Source organism: Hoylesella loescheii DSM 19665 = JCM 12249 = ATCC 15930 (assembly GCF_000378085.1).
GTDB lineage: Bacteria > Bacteroidota > Bacteroidia > Bacteroidales > Bacteroidaceae > Prevotella > Prevotella loescheii.
In genome coordinates this window covers 31,892-50,821 of the sequence record NZ_KB899214.1, presented here as the reverse complement: position 1 = coordinate 50,821, position 18,930 = coordinate 31,892, and the positions used below count along the sequence as shown (strand labels likewise).

At 45.8% G+C, this 18,930-nt stretch carries 19 protein-coding genes; 9 read left to right on the top strand and 10 right to left on the bottom strand.

The window, feature by feature from the left end; translation table 11 throughout:
• Positions 1–66: 66 nt before the first annotated feature.
• The 6 genes from F453_RS0106425 to F453_RS0106400 form a co-directional block, all read right to left on the bottom strand.
• Entirely contained in the window at positions 67–1,104 is a 1,038-nt protein-coding gene (locus F453_RS0106425) for a DHH family phosphoesterase (protein ID WP_018967284.1), read from the bottom strand.
• Between the two features lie 148 nt (positions 1,105–1,252).
• Positions 1,253–1,642: a DUF1573 domain-containing protein gene (locus F453_RS0106420; RefSeq protein WP_018967283.1), complete on the bottom strand. Its 390-nt coding sequence runs from the start codon at positions 1,640–1,642 to the stop codon at positions 1,253–1,255.
• Between the two features lie 342 nt (positions 1,643–1,984).
• On the bottom strand, positions 1,985–3,967 hold the full coding sequence (locus F453_RS0106415; protein ID WP_018967282.1) for a tetratricopeptide repeat protein: 1,983 nt from the start codon (positions 3,965–3,967) through the stop codon (positions 1,985–1,987).
• A gap of 67 nt (positions 3,968–4,034) precedes the next feature.
• Positions 4,035–4,598: a peptide deformylase gene (gene def, locus F453_RS0106410; protein WP_009235889.1), complete on the bottom strand. Its 564-nt coding sequence runs from the start codon at positions 4,596–4,598 to the stop codon at positions 4,035–4,037.
• Entirely contained in the window at positions 4,595–5,011 is a 417-nt protein-coding gene (ruvX, locus tag F453_RS0106405; RefSeq protein WP_026292490.1) for a Holliday junction resolvase RuvX, read from the bottom strand. The genes def and ruvX overlap by 4 nt, the downstream gene beginning before the upstream one ends.
• 7 nt (positions 5,012–5,018) lie before the next feature.
• The gene (locus F453_RS0106400; protein WP_009235891.1) at positions 5,019–5,510 is read right to left on the bottom strand and encodes an SPOR domain-containing protein; all 492 of its coding nucleotides are present in this window, start codon (positions 5,508–5,510) and stop codon (positions 5,019–5,021) included.
• A 272-nt stretch (positions 5,511–5,782) separates the two neighbouring features.
• Here F453_RS0106400 and F453_RS0106395 point away from each other — a divergent pair, with 272 nt between their 5' ends.
• The 3 genes from F453_RS0106395 to F453_RS0106385 are packed head-to-tail and all read left to right on the top strand — an operon-like array spanning position 5,783 to position 6,645.
• Positions 5,783–6,004 carry a YtxH domain-containing protein gene (locus tag F453_RS0106395; protein WP_009235892.1) on the top strand — a complete coding sequence of 74 codons (222 nt, stop codon included), beginning with the start codon at positions 5,783–5,785 and terminating at the stop codon, positions 6,002–6,004.
• Between the two features lie 8 nt (positions 6,005–6,012).
• Positions 6,013–6,360 carry a hypothetical protein gene (locus tag F453_RS0106390; RefSeq protein WP_025790045.1) on the top strand — a complete coding sequence of 116 codons (348 nt, stop codon included), beginning with the start codon at positions 6,013–6,015 and terminating at the stop codon, positions 6,358–6,360.
• Between the two features lie 3 nt (positions 6,361–6,363).
• The gene (locus tag F453_RS0106385) at positions 6,364–6,645 is read left to right on the top strand and encodes a hypothetical protein (protein WP_018967280.1); all 282 of its coding nucleotides are present in this window, start codon (positions 6,364–6,366) and stop codon (positions 6,643–6,645) included.
• Between the two features lie 207 nt (positions 6,646–6,852).
• On the opposite strand, the gene F453_RS0106380 is transcribed toward F453_RS0106385, so the two are convergent.
• Genes F453_RS0106380 through F453_RS0106370 form a run of 3 tightly spaced genes read right to left on the bottom strand, consistent with a single transcriptional unit; the run spans position 6,853 to position 9,497 of the window.
• On the bottom strand, positions 6,853–7,614 hold the full coding sequence (locus F453_RS0106380; protein ID WP_018967279.1) for an MBL fold metallo-hydrolase: 762 nt from the start codon (positions 7,612–7,614) through the stop codon (positions 6,853–6,855).
• Positions 7,611–8,627 (bottom strand): UDP-N-acetylmuramate dehydrogenase, encoded by a 1,017-nt coding sequence (gene murB, locus F453_RS0106375; RefSeq protein WP_018967278.1) that lies wholly within the window; start codon positions 8,625–8,627, stop codon positions 7,611–7,613. Before murB ends, F453_RS0106380 begins: the two co-directional genes overlap by 4 nt.
• Before the next feature lie 15 nt (positions 8,628–8,642).
• Positions 8,643–9,497, bottom strand: coding sequence for a DUF4348 domain-containing protein (locus F453_RS0106370; RefSeq protein ID WP_018967277.1), 855 nt, complete (start codon positions 9,495–9,497; stop codon positions 8,643–8,645).
• 200 nt (positions 9,498–9,697) lie between these two features.
• Between F453_RS0106370 and pheS the strand changes: the two genes are divergently transcribed.
• Both pheS and F453_RS0106360 read left to right on the top strand, forming a co-directional pair.
• Positions 9,698–10,735, top strand: coding sequence for a phenylalanine--tRNA ligase subunit alpha (pheS, locus tag F453_RS0106365; RefSeq protein WP_018967276.1), 1,038 nt, complete (start codon positions 9,698–9,700; stop codon positions 10,733–10,735).
• Positions 10,736–12,183: 1,448 nt separating this feature from the next.
• On the top strand, positions 12,184–12,438 hold the full coding sequence (locus F453_RS0106360; RefSeq protein ID WP_018967275.1) for a GlsB/YeaQ/YmgE family stress response membrane protein: 255 nt from the start codon (positions 12,184–12,186) through the stop codon (positions 12,436–12,438).
• A gap of 325 nt (positions 12,439–12,763) precedes the next feature.
• Here F453_RS0106360 and F453_RS0106355 read toward each other — a convergent pair whose 3' ends face one another.
• Positions 12,764–13,612, bottom strand: coding sequence for a M48 family metallopeptidase (locus tag F453_RS0106355; protein WP_018967274.1), 849 nt, complete (start codon positions 13,610–13,612; stop codon positions 12,764–12,766).
• A 460-nt stretch (positions 13,613–14,072) separates the two neighbouring features.
• Here F453_RS0106355 and F453_RS0106350 point away from each other — a divergent pair, with 460 nt between their 5' ends.
• From F453_RS0106350 to F453_RS0106335, 4 genes are all read left to right on the top strand, one after another.
• Positions 14,073–15,689, top strand: a complete 1,617-nt coding sequence (locus tag F453_RS0106350) for an ABC-F family ATP-binding cassette domain-containing protein (RefSeq protein ID WP_018967273.1) — start codon at positions 14,073–14,075, stop codon at positions 15,687–15,689.
• 76 nt (positions 15,690–15,765) lie between these two features.
• On the top strand, positions 15,766–16,368 hold the full coding sequence (locus F453_RS0106345) for a nucleotide exchange factor GrpE (RefSeq protein ID WP_018967272.1): 603 nt from the start codon (positions 15,766–15,768) through the stop codon (positions 16,366–16,368).
• Positions 16,369–16,393: 25 nt separating this feature from the next.
• Complete coding sequence (dnaJ, locus tag F453_RS0106340) at positions 16,394–17,566, top strand: molecular chaperone DnaJ (RefSeq protein ID WP_018967271.1); 1,173 nt, start codon at positions 16,394–16,396, stop codon at positions 17,564–17,566.
• Entirely contained in the window at positions 17,566–18,873 is a 1,308-nt protein-coding gene (locus F453_RS0106335) for a bifunctional folylpolyglutamate synthase/dihydrofolate synthase (RefSeq protein ID WP_018967270.1), read from the top strand. The genes dnaJ and F453_RS0106335 overlap by 1 nt, the downstream gene beginning before the upstream one ends.
• Positions 18,874–18,930: the final 57 nt, after the last annotated feature.

The window sequence follows — 18,930 nt, the reverse complement described above, 5'->3', positions numbered from 1 at the left end:
TGCGATGTAAACAATACGAAGTACAATTACTTTTACATAATGGAAGAGCCACGAAAGAACTAGCTATCAGGCCCGTAAGCGGTCTGCGTATGCCATAATGGCATCGCGCACAATGCGCTCAGCCTCGTCCATCGAACAGAATAGTTTACCTCCACTGGCATTGAGATGTCCGCCTCCGTTGAAGAAACGCTCTGCCACCTCGTTGCAAGGGAAATCGTCCACCGAACGCAAACTTACCAAAATGAGGTTATCCTTGTCGGTATCTTCGCGCAACGATATAACCAGCTTTTGCCCCTTTATACGCAAAGGCTCGTTAACAAGACCTTCTGCATCGCCCTTTACAAAATGGAAGTTCTTCATATCTTGCCGTGTTATGCAGAAGTACGAGGCGTTAAGCTCGTTGAGCACATTGAGCTTTTGGCTCATCAGATAGCCTCGGAAGCGGATGGCCCATGAGCTATAATTATTGTAGACATTGCGATATATCTTGTCTTTATCGAACCCCTTAGTGAGCAAATGCCCAATAATGACGTATATTTCTGGACGAGTGGAGTTGTAGGTGAAGCCTCCCGTGTCGGTCATCATGCCACAATACACTGCAATAGCAGCCTGCCGACTGAACATTTCAAAACCTCCGAGCTGCCAAACGATGCAAAACACGATTTCGCAAGTGCTGCTCATCTGGGGCAACGACACCAAAAGGCGTGCATCAATCTGTGGATTGAGATGATGGTCGAACACAACTCGTTGGGCGGTAGCAGCCTCCAAAGCTTGCTGCATGTCGTCTACACGGTTCGTTGCATTGAAATCAAGGCAGAAAATAAGGTCGGCTTCGGCTATGCGAGCATTGCAAACGGCGGTGTGTTTGTCGTAGCGCATCACCCGTTCTACGCCTGGCAGCCATCTAAGAAAATCGGGGAAGGCATCGGGAACAATGATAAGGGGCTCTTTACCCACTTGTCGCAGGTACTCTGCCCATGCCAATGAAGAGCCGATAGCGTCTCCATCGGGTGACTTATGACAGCAAACGACGATGTTGCGGGCTGCCTGTATCAATCCGTTCAAGGTATTAGAATCGGACTGTGAGAGTATTTCGAGTTGCATAATGGTGCAAAGTTACAAAAAAGGTGTTTAAAGCCGCGCTTTAAACACCTTATTATTTAGGGCGCATCCTTATAAAATTCGCTTGCACAGCAATCTTTGTATGTGCAGCGTTTTTACGGTTCGCCAACTTCGTTCATTCGCCGTTTAGTTACTTCGCTTCTTCCATCACGCCCTCAACATAAAGGCGAGTCATCTCGGTTGTAGCATTAGTACGGATGGTAATGGTTTTCTTGAAATGCCCAGGAAACTTACCCTTGCCGTTGTATGTAATTTTTATTTCGCCCTTCTCACCTGGCTTAATGGGAGCCTTGGGGTACGAGGGGACGGTACAGCCGCAGCTTGCCACGGCCTGGTTGATGACAAGGGGAGCCTGACCAACATTGGTAAAGGTGAACGTGCACTCCTGAACGGGGTTCTTCTCACTGAAACTACCAAAGTTGTGGGTAAGCTTATCAAATTTAATTTCTGCTTTTTGCTGTGCTACAGCAAATCCAACGAATGCGAAAAGCATCATTGTAAGCAATACCAATTTCTTCATATCCTTATCTTTTAATAAAGTGAATATCGTGCGAAAGTACCGTCTCTACCGCGCTTCGAGCATTTTTCAGCTTCGGCAGAACAGGCAAAACCTGCTAGCAATTTCTTCCTAACGACATTGCAAAGTTAACGCTATATAAGGAGAAAAACGAATTTTAAGCAAAGAATTATAACAAACTTGTTTTTAAAACAGGCTCTTAACATCAAATTCTTTGTATTTTAAAACTCAGCATTTTGAACATATAAACACAACAAGAGATGGGTTTATGCTGCCAAAAGGATGTGATGTCAAGCGTCAATCTTAAACGTTAAATTAAACGAATGCATTGGGCGTTTTCCCTCGTCATTGCTTCTTCGCTGGCGAAGCGCTGTTTTTCTTGATGATGTTGTATGCCGAATAGAGACCTAATTCGCCTGCTTTGCTAAGGTCTTTGACACCTTGCGAGCGATCGCCACGAGCAACGTAAGACAGTCCGCGATTAAAATAGGCTTCAGCAAAACGGGTATCGAGCTTGATGGCTGAGGTATAATCGGCAATGGCCTTATCGTTATTGCCTTGGTTATGATACAAGTTCGCCCTACAATAATATAAGTAAGCGTTTTGAGGTTGCAACGCTATGGCACGATTGAGATCAGACAGTGCCCCTGCTTCCTGCAATTTCACGTCGGCCCCATTTGATGCCTTGAAACCGCTCATAGCCATCTGACAAACCGCCCGATGCCAATAGGCCAAAGCAGAAACGCTGTCGATTGAGAGCAGCGTTGTGAGATCGGCTATCGCCGCATCAAAGTTTTGCAGTGTGCTATATGCCACGGCACGCTGCAATAACAGAGCACGCAGTTCGGCATTGTTCTTATTTGTTCCTATTTTCAAGGATAACGACTCGGCCAGACCAAAGTATCTTTTCGAGCGCGTTTCGTCTAATTGCGCGTTTCCACAAGCCACGTATAAGGGATTGATGGGTTTAGCCACGCGATTAAACTGCTCTACGTCGCGGTCGAAAGCTTGATACGAACGTATTCCATTGGCGTATGGCACGAGTGAAAGGTGGAACATGGGCATGAGTGATGTGCTAGAAGAGTTGTCTTGCACACGTCCGCGATAACGACTTTGGTATTCGTGAGCCACTTCATTTTCGTCGCTCACCACCATTTGGTTGTATTTGTCCATGCTTATTTCGCTTCGCTTGCGCACCTCTTTCAGTTTGGCGCGACTCCAACGGGCCTGAACACCCAAGCGTTTGTCCATCTGCGACTTGAAAATCTTAAACTCATCGAGCTCGGCCTTAGCCGTCATACCCAGTCTACGATAACAACGGGCACGATAAGAAAGGCCTACCCAGAAGTTGGGGAACTGCTTAATAACAGCCGAATAGTCGTCTATGGCAGCGCGTATGTTACCCGTTTTCTCGTGCAAAATACCACGATTGAACACAGCCATGAAGTTGGCAGGCTCCATTTTGATAATGAAGTCGAAGTCGGCGATGGCCCTATTGTCATCGCCTAACTGCAAACGAAGCAGTCCGCGATTGTAATGACCCAAGAAATTGTTGGGATCTAACTCCAAGGCAAGATCGTAATCGGCCATCGCTCCACGCAGATTGTTGAGGTTAACACGAGCTATCGCACGGTTAAGATAATTATCTACGTTCTTAGGCTTTAAGTGAATGGCTTTTCCTAAGAATTCATCGGCCTCGCGCCATTTCTTCCGTGAAAGGCTGATATACGCCCTCATGGTCCACACATTCGCGTCGTAGGGGTCTAGTTTCAAACCCTTGTCTAACCAATCGGCAGCTTTAAGAGTATCTTTCTCGTGCAGATAGATCTCGGCATTAAGGGTGTAAGCGTTGGCATAGTTGGCCCAACGCGTAACAATCGTGTCGATGTCGCGGTGCGCACCTGCATAATCCTTGCTGTTCATACGACAAGCTGCACGGTTGTACCAATAGTTTCGATTGCGCGGATTGAGCTTAATTGCCCGGTTATAATCGGCTATGGCCTCCTGAAACTTGCTTTGCCTGATACGCGAAATGGCCCGAAGATCGTAGATATCTTCGATATAGGGATTCAGCGAGATAGCCTCACCTGCATCTTCTTCGGCCCCTACGTAATCGTCCAAATAATATTTGGCGATGGCACGGTATTGCCATGGCTGGTAAAGGTAGGGCCGAAGAGAGATGATTTGGTTGAAATATTGCATGGAAAGCACGTAGTCCTCGTAGTGGAGGGCTATCTGTCCGCTTGTCATCAACCTATCAACATTGAACTGAGCGCGAGCAATCAACGAGATAAGGGCGAACAAAACTAGTGCAATCTTTCTTTTCATGCAACAATGGTGATAAATTCTGATGTAATTCTGTTAGCGTTTTCTTGGCGTAAGGAAAGTGTTTTTATCAACGAGTAGCCAGCTTTGTGCGATAGCCACAGCGGAACTTCCCTTGTAACAGAGCCTTCAACTTGTTCTTGATAAGCTGCTTACGGAATGGTGAAAGATGGTCGGTGAAAAGTATACCATCTAAGTGATCCACCTCATGTTGCAGCACGCGAGTTAGATAACCCTCAAACCATTCGTCGTGCGGTTGAAGGTCTTCGTCAACATATTGCACGCGGATGCGGGTGTGTCGCGTAACCTTTTCGTGTATGCCAGGCAGCGAGAGACATCCTTCTTCCAAGCTCTCGGTTGGCGATTGTTTGTCAATCTCAACGATATGGGGATTGATAAAGGCCTTTCTATAACCCTTATATTCGGGATAGGTTTCAGCAAGCACGTCAAGATCTACCACCAACAGTCGGATGTCAAGACCTATTTGCGGTGCAGCAAGCCCAATACCATCGCTGGCTTCCATTGTTTCGAACATATTTTGGATTAGTTCTTTCAAGTTGGGATAGTCCAACGGAATGTCTTGTGCTACCTTCCGCAGCACTTGTTGTCCATATATATATACAGGTAATGTCATTTTCTTTTTGATTCTAGATAACTTTGTAGAATGATTGTAGCGCTAATCTCGTCAACCAACGCTTTGTCTTGTCGGGCTTTTTTCTTTAATCCCCCGTCGATCATAGCCCGATGAGCCAACACCGACGTAAACCTTTCGTCGTAGTAGACGATGGGTATTGTGGGGCATACTTTCTTCCATCGCGCCACGAACTGCTTCACGCGTTCGAAGTTTTCGCTAGGTTGCCCATTAGTTTGTTTTGGTTCGCCCACAACGATAAGCTCCACTTCTTCCTTTTGAATATAGTCAAGAAGGAAGTCAACCAGCGTAGACGAAGAAACTGTTACCAACCCGTTGCAAATGATTTGCAGAGGGTCGGTAACAGCTATACCTGTTCTTTTCTTCCCGTAGTCTACGGATAAAATCCTAGCCACGCTGGTTTTACTTTTTGTAGAGCAACCAGGCGTCGGGATAAGTTGAACGGAATTGGTTTCTAGAGGCTACGGCGTCTGCCTTCGAAGCAAACGTAGCGGCCACTACGCGATACATACCACGCTCGGCATTGAATGCCAATTGTGCGTCTTGTCCTTCGCTCTTCAACTTGTTATACAGTCCTTCGGCGTTGCTGCGCAACGAGAAAGATCCAACTACTACGCTGTAATCGCTCAGTCCAGCACCACTCACTACAGTGACGCTTTCTTGCCTTACGGTGGCGTTTTCAACACTCTCTGCCTCTGTGGTTTGTGTTGCAGGCGATTCTTCTACTGGCGACACGATGGGCGCAGCACCTTGCATATCTTCAGGAGACATGGTTTGCTCTTGAGCTTTTGCCTTTTCGTAGGCCTTCTTATAGGCACTTTCCTTACTCGATCGACAACTAGAGAATGCAAATACAGCGCACAAACCGGCGCATAAAATCATACTTTTCTTCATCTTCTATCCTATTTAGAATTAAACTTACAATCACTTTATGATGGGCGAAATTACAAAATATATAAGTAAAACACGAGATAAGCTCGCATAAAGTTTGTTAATTGAAGACTATACACGCTTTTTAACATAAATAATGGCACAAAGATTTTGAACATTATCATACTTTTACTACATTTGCTTTAATATTAAATGTCACGAGGCTATACTGCCTCAACAAGTGGCGTCTATATATTATAATATAGAAACAATAACCCATTTTAAAAGTAAAAGGTATGAAAGCATTAGGTTACATTGGCGCTTTTTTAGGTGGCGCCGTTGCTGGTGCAGCTCTAGGGCTGCTTGTTGCTCCTGAAAAAGGAGAAGACATCCGTTCCAAAATATCGGATGCCGTTGACGACTTCTGCAAGAAACACAATCTTAAGTTGAGCCGCAGACAGGTAGACGACCTTATTGACGACATTAAGGACGCCGTTCCCGAGTCGGTTGTAGAATAAACATGGCCATGTTCTCTACAGACAACAACGTGGAAACCATCGGGCAACTCGTCGAGGTGCTCAAAGATTACATCGGGCTTCAAAAAGAATATGTGAAGCTCGATGTAATCGAAAAGGTGGTGCGCCTCATCACCGTTGCCACCTTGTTGGGCATCCTTTCGGCCTCGATACTGATGTTTTTCATCTTCGGTTCGTTTGCCGCGGCCTACGCCATGGCGCCAAAACTGGGCATGGCAGGAAGCTTTTGCGTGGTGGCCGCTTTCTACTTGGCTCTTTTCTTGCTTATCTTCGCTTTCCGCAAGCAATGGATAGAGAAACCTGTGGTTAAAATTCTAGCGAGCATCTTAATGGATTAGGATATGGAAAACGAAACGATACAAACACCTTCGTATACGTCGCTCACACAGATTAGGGCGAGAAAAGAAACGTTGAAGCAGCAAATAGACGAAGAGGAAGACAAGGTTAAGGTGCTATGGGATAAGCTGTTTCATCCTAACGATTCGGCTAACGCTTCGCCATCGAAACGCTTTACCGACATGGTACAAACTGGAGCGGGCGTTGTAGACGTACTTATTCTAGGGTGGAAACTCTATCGTAAGTTCAGTGGCAAACCGCTTTTTAGGCTTAAAGGCTGGCTCTAAAAATTACGTTTGGTGGCTTTTGGGGCTTTACCTGAGCAAACTTAGCTTATGTATTGAAGTTGCATAGTGGCACTATGCAACTATAAACCTAGCGAAAAATGCCAGTAAAAGCAAAAGGCCTTCAAAGCGCTACCCAGTAAAGTAACGTTGAAACGTAGCGAGTGATTTTTAAAGCCAGCCTTAATATTGTAACTGCAGGTCGAGTGCTCAAAGCTCGACCTGCATTCCATCATAACCAAATTCCACACCGCGAGGTAGCTTTTTATTCGCCACTTCGTGCAAACCAATTTGATGGGTAAGATGAGTTAGTATCGTGCGCCTTACTCCCAACCGCTGTGAAAAAGCAATTGCCTCGCTCACCAATTGGTGAGAATGGTGCTCTTTTTCAAATCTCAAGGCATTTATTACCAACACTTCCACCTCTTGCAGATACTGCAATTCTTCATCGCGAATGGCTTTCATATCGGTGATATAGGCCAATTTGCCAAATCGGTAGGCCATGATGGGCATTTGCCCATGTAGCACCTCAAGCGGCATCACATGTATATCGCCGAACGTTAAGGGATGATGCGGTTCTATGGCGTGCAGTTTCAGTAACGGCACACCAGGATATAGATCGTCAGAAAAACAATAGGGCATGTTGTGTTTCAATCCCCTTACGGTGTCGATGTTGCCATAAAGGTGGATATCTCCAAAACTGCAATAAGGTCGCAGATCGTCAACACCACCCACATGATCGTAATGTATGTGGGTAAGCAACACGGCATCGATGGGCCGAAAGGCTTGGGGCATCAGCTGCATACGAATATCGGGACCGCAATCAACCAGCACACGGTGCTCATCGCTTTCTACGAGCAGTGCGCAACGCATGCGCTTGTCTTTGGGATTGTCGCTTCGGCAAACCTCACAACCGCATCCTAACACAGGAACGCCATTGGATGTGCCTGTACCTAATAACGTGAATTTCATTGTATGTTAACCTCCGGATAGATGTCTATGCCAAATTTCGCTTTCACGTCGCCTTGTATTCGATGGCAAAGCGTGAGCACGTCGCTACTCTTTGCGCCACCTTTATTCACCAAAACCAATGCTTGCTTGTGGTGAACACCTGCTCGGCCCAAAGCCTTTCCTTTCCATCCACATTGCTCTATCATCCAACCAGCGGGTATTTTCACCCGTTCGTTGTCTATTATATAATGTGGCATGTCTGGATAAAGGTCTTTCAGCGCTTCGAATTTGCTTCGCTCCACAATGGGGTTCATAAAAAAGCTGCCAGCGTTACCCTCAACTTTGGGATCGGGCAGTTTTGCATTTCTAATGTCGATGATGACCTGTCGCAATTCAATGGGCGTGGGCGTATCGATGCCTTTCTCGGCCAAAGCGGCCTTGATGTTGCCATAATCAAGATGCGGAACAAATGTTCGGCAGAGCCGATAGGTAACGTGCGTGATAAAAAAACGATCTTTCCAATCGCGTTTAAAACGACTTTGGCGATAGGCATACGCGCATTGGGCATTGGTAAATTGAACGATGCGACCCGTTTCCATCTCTATGGCTTCGACAGTGGTTATCAAATCTTTCACCTCTGCACCGTATGCACCGATGTTTTGCACAGCACTTGCTCCCACTTCGCCAGGAATAAGCGACAGGTTTTCGGCACCATACAAGCCTTCGGCCACGCATTGGGCCACCACTTCATCCCAAACCAGACCCGAACCGCAACGCAACAGCACGTATTCAGCACCGTCATCGTGTCGTTCCATCCCCTTGATTTGCGAATGAACGACCGTCCCGTCGAAGTCGCCCGTTAACAACAGGTTGCTTCCGCCACCCAATAACAACAGCCGTTCGCGGCTTTCCACCAACTGAGGCAGCATGGCTTGCGCCTCGGCCACGTTGTCGAAGGCCACGTATCGTTTACACCGCGCCTCAATACCGAAGGTGTTATGCGGTGTAAGGTCGCAATCATACAGGTCTGTCATACGTCTAAGTAAAACCTAGCTGTTAAACTTGATGAGTTTCCATTTACCCTTCACCTTCTTGAAATCCATCTCTGTTTCCATACCATTAGCCACGCCACGGATAACAAACAGCTTGCGGTTGCTCTCCGTGTACTTCTGTCCGTAGATGATATTGTAAATCTCACCACCCGGTATTAGTCCCGGTTTGAACGACGGCCATTGCTCGGGCGAGATGGAACCGGTAATGTAACCGAAATCGTCATCAGGATCAGGAGCGGTAAATTCCACCAAATCGTTCAGGCTCTGAACCTGAAATGCACTATCGGAAGCAAAACGTTGATAGAACTGCAAGAAAGATGCATTGGTGGTTTCGTACATGGCTTTAAGGTTCAACGACGTGAGCATCCACTGTCCGTTGATACGGTTGAAGAGGTATTGTTTCACCGATTTGTTCTTAAAGGCAATTTTCTCGATAACCACATGACCAATCGTTGTGTCTTTCACCAAGTCCATTTGCTTAATGTTATCAAAGATTAGCGTGTAATATCCTTGCTTCATAAAGAAGTGTTCCATGCGCCAATCTTTCTTCTCGATGCGTTTCACCACCTTGTCGTTTTGGTAAACGTCCAGCGGGAACTTAATTCGCGCAAACTGCAATTTACGGTTTGCTGCAAAGTTAAACACGAAATCGTCGAACAGTTCATCGGCTGCCTTAGGCATGGGCTGCTCTTCGATCATACTTTCAAGCGTGTCGCGCGCCGCGGTATCGCCCACTAGCGTATCTGTGCGCGTGCTGTCGGCTGCTGGTTTCTTATCCGTACAGCCCGTGGCCGTGCGTCCTATCGCCATCAGTATCACAGCCATTATGGCAAAGAAAACAAGTTTCTTCATCTTCTTTCTATTCGTTTCAATATGTTTTGTTAGTCTCTCAAATCTTTTATACGTAAGGCGGACCACCCTGCGTTCGTTTTTTCTACCCCGCTAGGATACTTTCCTTGTTTATGCAAAAGTACAACTTTATTTCCACACCATGTTTATTTCAATATAAAAATATTAACTTTGCATCCAAATTGTAATAACACAATAAAAAGATGATACTCGATAAGATAGACCAACTGTTGAACGAAGTGAGCAATCTCTCGGCACAAAATGCCGACGAAATTGAGCAATTGCGCCTGAAATATCTCAGCAAAAAGGGTGAGATTACCGCCTTGATGGCCGACTTCCGTAATGTGGCTGCCGACCAAAAGAAGGTGGTGGGCATGAAAATCAACGAGTTGAAGCAGCTTGCACAAGATAAGCTGAACGAACTGAAAGAATGCGTGGGCACCCAAAAGAAGGCCGAAGACACACCCGACCTTACACGCACGCCCTACCCCATCAGACTTGGCACGCGCCATCCGCTAACCATCGTGCGCAACCAAATCATCGACATCTTCCAACGAATGGGCTTCACGCTCGCCGAAGGACCAGAAATCGACGACGACCTGCACGTGTTTACGAAGCTGAACTTCGCACCTGACCATCCCGCACGCGACATGCAGGACACCTTTTTTATCGAGACAAACCCCAACGAGGTTACTAAAAACGTAATCTTGCGTTCGCATACGTCTAACGACCAAAGCCGAGTGATGGAACGCCAACAGCCTCCTATCCGCGTGATTTGTCCTGGTCGCGTGTTCCGCAACGAGGCGATCTCGGCACGTGCACACTGCTTCTTCCATCAGCTTGAAGGCTTGTACATCGACAAGAACGTATCGTTTACCGACCTCAAGCAGGTGTTGCTAACTTTTGCACGCGAGCTTTTCGGTCCCGACACCGATATCCGCCTGCGTCCCAGCTATTTCCCCTTTACCGAACCAAGTGCCGAAATGGACATCTCGTGCCACATCTGTGGCGGTGAGGGTTGTGGTTTCTGCAAGCACACGGGTTGGGTTGAAATCCTTGGTTGTGGTATGGTAGACCCCAATGTGCTTGAAGCCTGCGGCATAGACAGCACCGTTTATTCGGGCTACGCCTTCGGTTTGGGCATCGAACGCATCACCAACTTGAAATATCACGTGGCCGACCTGCGCATGTTCTCTGAGAACGATGTGCGTTTCTTGCAAGAGTTCCAATCGGCTAATTAAACCGCATGCAATGTGCTAGCCTTACTAAGGCACAAGCAAACAATAACAAATTGAACCGCTGGCAATATCGTCGGCGGTTTCTTTTTTGCCTAGACGAAAGCCGTTTGGAGCACTCGTGCTTGCTTGAATCAGCCTTCTAAACCACTCCCGTTTATCATAGTTCGGGATAAATAAAGTATTCGCACCTTCCGCCCTGTTAAGTCAAGTAAATTATATTTACAAAACACGCTTTCCGTTTCCACCTCTTCTAGAAACCTTTATCTTCGTTTTCAATGCTTTAACGATGAAAAAAGATGCATTGGTGGGTTAGAAAACAGACTTGATTGTCTGTATTATTCTATTGTAATCATTAATTAGCCACCGCATTTGGCATCACTTTCTTTGCACTTTTTCCTCAATTTTCCACAACCTTTATCCCTTTATCTCGTAGTCATCACCTTGTCTATTCATCGTTTTTATCATTCAAACTCCCTCCCATTTACTGATAGTTTTGTCCATCTTTCATTTTCTTTTGCACGCATGTTTTACGCTAAACGAGTTGTTCTCGCTAAGATGTAACCATGTTCCAGATGATGTGGAACAACAGTCCAGATGATATGGAACAGTGTTCCAACTTACATGTAACATCCGTCCAACACGTAAAACACAGGCCGTAAGTCCTTAAAACAGAGCCTTAATGATCTGTTCTGAGTAAGTGGCTGACCGCAATAAGATGGTTAGTTAACAAGTTGCCGTGTTGTCAAAGCAGTTTACCTTTCTCAGAATTAAGCGAAAATAGCGTAGCCAGATCTCTGTACTAGATAGACAACCTTTCTGCCCGCTTAACCTTCACGAGAATAGATTATTTGGAGGGAGATGTTTGTGTGATGAGCCAGACAGGCACTCATCGTGTTAAAGAACGGTCAAAATATATTACAAATTAACATAAATGGCTTATGCGACAACAGTTGGAAACGCATTTACTGGAAACAAGTCAGTACTTACGAGCTGCTTATTTGTATCAAATAACATCAATGTTTGTTATCCAGATTTCTTATATAGTGACAGTGTAAATGTCATACAAATACAAACATGGGTGTGCTCATTGCTAATCTACTCTGCACTTTCATCCCCAGAATGATAAAAAGACACGCGTCTTTCTCTCAGCCAGTAACAATGTTAAGGCTTACACCAGTGTATTATACCGATATCATCTCATTTATGAAAATCCACAGAATAATGAACTCATAATAATGGCAGAAAGAGCAAATGAACCACCAAAAGGACTTGACTTCTTTAATCAGGGGGCATGGCTTTTCAACAAATAATCCGGAACTCCTTTTTTAAGGCTATCCCACAAGGAAATTTATGTCGCTATTTAAGTTTTATCGGACAACGATAATAATTTTTATTTGTTTCCTTAGATAATAATTCTTATATTTGTGTTCTAAATTTAATTTATTAATATTATGGGTATTATTGCAACACTTATTATTGGAGCCATCGCTGGATGGTTAGGAGGAATTATCTACAAAGGTAGTGGATTAGGACTTATCGGAAACATCATTGTTGGTATTCTTGGAAGTGGCGTGGGCTCTTGGCTTTTAGGAAGTGTGCTTAAGATCTCACTTGGAGACGGCTGGATTGGTTCTATCTTGACAGGAGCTATTGGAGCTATTGTTGTTTTATTCTTGATAAATTTGATATTTAAAAAGAAGAAATAAGGAAGGAAGAGTAGATATTCTAATGTCTGCTATCTTATTTTCTAAGATTTCCCATCTGACAAACAAAAATCCCCGAAATGCATGTTTCGGGGATTTTTATTACAACTTTAGAGGACTAACTATTTCCGTGTAGCAGTCCATATTTTTCCTTGTTTAGCGTACAAAATGTTCAATGAAGAAGCATTAATTCTAATTAACGTGAGTTCGATGAATCCAAAACAACTTAAGCTGTGTGTCTAAGGTCCTATCGAGATTGATGCAAAGTTTCTTAGAAATCAGGCAATAGTCTGCAAAGGGCTATTAACACACTGCTATTAAACGAGTGTTATTTCTTCTTTCCTTTTACAACCTTCTGCTCGGCTGGTTTCTCAGGCATTTTGTTTTCTGGACGTGTAAACCCGTCTTTTTGTGCGCGCTCGCTCATAGTCTTAATACGCTTGTCGAGATCAGGATGAGAAGAGAACATGCGCTTCCATTTGCTGTCCTTCTTGTAGCCTGCATCCTCTTCAAGTTTCTTCAGTTTCTCGAACGACAAGGCAATTGCCCAAGGATTCTTGTTGTTTTTCTTCAAGAATTCATAGCCGTAAGCGTCTGCATTACTTTCTTGTTTTTGCGAATATGTAGCATTCAACAAAGCTTCGCCAAGGTCGCCTAACTGCGAGTCGGTGAGTGCTGCAGCCTTACCATTGGTTGAAGATACGCCATCTTTTAACGCCGAAGTAAGCAAGGCAGTACGGAATCCGTTCTTTGAATCCTTATGAGCAACGTGGCCAATTTCGTGTCCGATAACACCGAGCAACTCTTCGTCGGTCATGATATCCATCAAAGAAGAGAATACACGAACACTACCATCAGCACAAGCAAAGGCGTTTACGTCGACAACATAATAAACTTTGAAGTTCAAAGGAATGCCTTCAACGTTGGTCAGTCCTGCCGTAAGCTTCTTCAAACGAATGGCGTAGGGGTTATCGTCGGAGCAAACCTGATTGTGTTTGTCCATCCAATCGATGTATTCCTTGACGTAATTTATCACGTCGGCATCACTCAAAGTAACTGCTTTCACAGCTTTTGCTGCACCGCCGACAGCCTTTTTAAGATTAAACTGAGCCATTGCAGGCATTGTGCTCAACATGCAGATAGCTGCAATAAAAATGCGCGATAATGCTTTTTTCATATAAGATTTGTTTTATTTAAGTGTGAATTATTTCGCAAAGGTATACAAAAAAGCGCTAGGCCCTACGTCTTTTCCGATTTTTTAACTCAACTTGGCCACTAAAATTTATGCTCCTATTTGCTTCTAACATGAACTTAACGGCTAGATAAGCACAATTATCGCTCTGGGAAATGGTCAAAAACATCTTACTCTTCCCAAATATTAACAAGAGGTGTTACCAAACAACACTAACATCCCCCCAATTCTACAACACGATGCATACTAGGCTTTAAAGTGACACAATACATCATAACACCTTAGCATCAACAGCCAAGAAAAATACGACAGATAAGCTTACAACAGCACGTTAATTTGCATAATCCAATGAAAACCACTACCTTTGCAGGGTTGTATCCGAAAATTTGGTCGGCAAACAACACACATTCAGGTTGTACATAATTACAAATCAAGATAAAAGAGAATGATAACTGTTACAAATCTTGCTATTCAATTCGGTAAGCGAGTGCTCTACAAAGATGTGAATATGAAGTTCACCTCGGGCAATATCTATGGCATTATCGGTGCCAATGGGGCGGGTAAGTCTACCCTTCTCAAAGCTATCAGCGGCGAACTGGAACCCAATAAGGGTACAGTAGAGCTGGGACCGGGCGAGCGTCTTTCGGTTTTGGATCAAGATCACTTTAAATTTGACGAATATCGCGTTATCGACACCGTTCTGATGGGCCATGAAAAGCTGTGGAAGAACATGAAGGAACGCGAGGCACTATATGCTAAAGAGGAAATGACTGAAGAAGACGGCAACCGCGCTGCCGTGTTGGAAGAGAAGTTTGCAGAGATGAATGGCTGGGAAGCCGAAAGCGATGCGGCTCAGATGTTGAGCAATCTAGGTGTGCCAGATGCCTTGCACTATAAGCAAATGAGCGACCTATCGAATAACGAAAAGGTGCGCGTGATGCTGGCTAAGGCACTCTTTGGTAACCCCGACAACCTATTGCTGGACGAGCCTACTAACGACTTGGACCTCGACACGGTGAACTGGCTCGAAGAATACTTAGGAAACGTGGAGCAAACGGTACTTGTTGTTAGTCACGACCGCCACTTCCTCGACGCGGTTAGTACGCAAACGGTGGACATTGACTTTGGTAAGGTAACCATTTTCTCGGGTAACTATTCGTTCTGGTACGAAAGTTCGCAGCTGGCTTTGCGTCAAGCGCAGAACCAGAAGCAAAAGGCCGAAGAGAAACGAAAGGAATTGGAGGAGTTTATTCGTCGCTTCTCTGCCAATGTGGCAAAGAGTAGGCAAACCACTTCGCGTAAAAAGATGCTCGAAAAGCTTAACGTTGAAGAGATCAGACCTTCGAGTCGCAAGTATCCTGGCATAATTTTCCAGATGGAACGCGAACCTGGCAACCAGATATTAGAGGTAGAAGGCCTCAAAGCAACCGATAACGAAGGTAACGTTTTGTTTGATAACGTGTCGTTCAATGTGGAGAAAGGGCAAAAGGTGGTATTCCTTAGCCACAATCCCAAAGCTATGACGGCACTCTTCGAGATTATCAACGGCAACCGCGAAGCCGAAGCAGGCACCTACAAGTGGGGTGTAACCATCACCACAGCCTATCTTCCGCTAGACAATACGGCATTCTTCGACAGCAAACTTAACCTCGTAGACTGGCTTAGCCAATATGGTCCGGGTAACGAGGTTGTGATGAAAAGCTACCTTGGACGAATGCTTTTCTCGGGCGAAGACGTACTGAAAGAGGTGAACGTGCTATCGGGAGGCGAGAAAATGCGCTGTATGATTGCACGCATGCAAATGAAAAATGCCAACTGCCTGATACTCGACACCCCCACCAACCACCTCGACTTGGAAAGCATCCAGGCCTTTAACAACAACCTCGTTGGCTTTAAGGGCAACATTCTTTTTGCCAGCCACGACCACCAATTCATACAATCGGTTGCCGACCGCATCATCGAACTAACGCCCAACGGCACCATCGACAAGTTGATGAGCTACGACGATTACATCTACGATCCTGCCATTAAGGAGCAAAGGGCTAAAATGTATAACGTCTAAAACAGGTTGGCAAGGTATTTGCTAGGTTACTTACAGAATACAATAAAAGCAGTAAACAAACAAATACGCATTTGGAATGAACAACAAAATGACAGAAGAAAACATGGAAAAGAAGGCCAACAGCAACCTCGACAATAACGAGGAGGCTGTTGACCTAAACCAAGATACGACTCAAGAAGAGACCAACGAACCACAAGAACAGCAGGAACAGACCGAAGAGGAAACCCAAACGGTGGAAGAAAACCTTGCTCAACAACTCGAAGAGCTGAAAGACAAGTATCTGCGTACTGTGGCTGAATTCGAGAATTTCAAGCGTCGCACGCTGAAAGAAAAAACCGAACTCATTCTCAATGGTGGCGAAAAGGCTATCACGGCCATACTCCCCATCATCGACGACATGGAAAGAGCCATAGAAAACGCTCACAAGCAAGAGTGCGTAGACGCCGTGGAAGAAGGTTGGGAACTGATTTACAAGAAGTTGCTCAGCACGCTCGAAGGTATGGGCGTGAAGAAGATAGAGGTTGAAGACAAAGACTTCGACGTCGATTACCACGAGGCTGTGGCCATGGTTCCTGGCATGGGCGACGACAAGAAAGGCAAGATCATCGACTGCGTACAAACGGGATATACCCTTAACGATAAGGTGATAAGGCATGCCAAAGTGGCGGTTGGACAATAACTGACGGGGCTGGAAAGGAAAGAAAATGGCAAAAAGAGACTATTATGAAGTGCTGGGCGTTGATAAAAACGCTTCGGAAGACGAGATAAAAAAGGCATATCGCAAACTCGCCATCAAGTACCACCCCGACAAGAACCCCGATGACAAGGCTGCCGAAGAGAAGTTTAAGGAGGCTGCCGAGGCTTACGACGTGCTGCACGACCCAAATAAGCGCAAGCAATACGACCAATTTGGCTTCGATGGACCTGCTGGCATGGGTGGTTTCGGTGGCTTTGGTGGGGGCGCTAGCATGGATATGGACGATATTTTCTCCATGTTCGGCGACATCTTTGGTGGACATGGCGGCTTTTCTGGTTTCTCAGGCTTCGGCGGGGGATCAAGAACAAGGCAGCATGCACAATTTAGGGGTAGCGACTTGCGCCTGAAAGTACGCCTCACCCTACAAGAAATTGCTACGGGTATCACTAAGAAGTTTAAGTTAAAGAAAGACGTGACGTGTACCCACTGCCACGGAACAGGTGCAGAATCGGGTAGCGGAACGGAGACTTGTCCTACATGTCACGGACAGGGAATTGTAACCAAGACCGTTAGAACCATGCTCGGCATGATGCAAACGCAAAGCGAATGCCCCACATGCCACGGTGAAGGAACAGTCATTAAGAACCCTTGCCATACGTGTAACGGCACTGGTATAACCAAGGGCGAAGAGGTAGTGGAGATTAAAATTCCTGCTGGCGTGGCCGAGGGAATGGTGGTGAACGTACCAGGTAAAGGCAATGCAGGAAAACGAAACGGAATAACAGGCGACATACAAGTGTATATCGAGGAAGAGCCTAACGACACATTCGTTCGCGACGGCAACGACCTTATATATAATGAGCTGTTGGATTTCCCCACTGCAGCATTGGGCGGAAACCTCGAAATACCATTGGTAGATGGTGGTAAGGTGCGCATGAAGGTTGCACCAGGCACACAACCTGGCACAGCATTACGCCTTCGGGGTAAAGGTTTGCCTTCTGTTCAAGGCTACGGACCAGGCGTTGGCGACCTCATCGTTAACCTCAGCGTGTATGTTCCCAAAACGCTATCTAACGAGGAGAAAGCCAGCTTGGAGAAATTAGCCCAAAGCGACAACTTCAAAGGCGACAGAGCCACCAAGCAAACGATATTTCAGAAATTCAAGAATTACTTTAACTGATGAACTATCAGGAAACAATTCAGTACCTTTACAATAGCACCCCTGTTTTCGAACATGTGGGTGCTTCTGCATATAAGGAGGGTTTGGATAACTCACTTGCGCTAGATGCCTACTTAGGGATGCCCCATCGCACCTTCAAGAGCATCCACGTGGCTGGTACAAACGGCAAGGGGTCCACCTCACATACACTTGCCACCATCTTGCAAGCATGCGGCTATCGCGTAGGTCTATACACTTCGCCACATCTAGTCGACTTCCGAGAGCGCATTCGCATAAACGGAGAGCCGCTTTCAGAATCCTACGTTGTCGATTTCGTGGCCAAACACCGCGCGTTTTTTGAGCCTCTGCATCCCTCGTTCTTCGAATTAACCACCGCCATGGCTTTCAGTTATTTTGCCGAAAGCCATGTTGACGTTGCAGTTATCGAAGTGGGCTTGGGCGGTAGGCTCGATTGCACCAACATCATTAGCCCCATTCTCTCGGTCATCACCAACATCAGCTTAGACCATACTGGCTTCCTGGGTGACACGTTGGCTCAAATTGCCGTCGAAAAAGCAGGTATAATCAAGCCAAATACTCCCGTAGTGGTGGGCGAAACCACTGTGGAGACACGCCAAGTGTTTGAAAACACAGCGAAAGAACAGCATGCACCTGTTGTTTGGGCAGAGCAAAATCCCGAAGTTTTGCAGTGGCAACACCGCAACGAGGGTGGCATGAGTCTGCAAACACACAGCTTTGGCGACATCGTTTTTGAACTAGGTGGCGACTACCAGTACCACAATGCCAACACCATCTTAACTGCAGCTCGGCAGTTACAGGCCATGGGCTTTGGCATAACCGCCAAAGAGGTGGCAAAGGGAATGGGCACAGTATGTCGATCAACAGGTTTGCAAGGCAGATGGCAGACCTTGAGTCACGCACCCACAGTAGTTTGCGACACTGGTCACAACGTTGCAGGCTGGCAATATCTTAGCTCGCAAATTCGTGCACAAAGCTACCGCACACTCAGAATGGTTTTCGGTATGGTAGACGACAAGGACTTAGACACCGTCCTTACACTTCTACCCAAAGATGCCACCTTTTATTTCACACAAGCAAGCACACATCGGGCCGTACCTAGTGAGGTGGTGGCGCAAAAGGCTGCAAATAATGCACTGCAAGGCACTATATATAATAACGTGTATGCAGCCTACAAGGCCGCACTAAGCGATGCTGAGAAAGACGATTTCATCTTCGTTGGAGGCAGTAGTTATGTGGTGGCTGATTTGCTTTCAAATCTTAAAATGTGCTCAGAAAAAACTAAATGAAGCATGCCAGAGAAGAAAGCAAAATCTACTTCAAACCCTTAAAAGCACGCACAAACT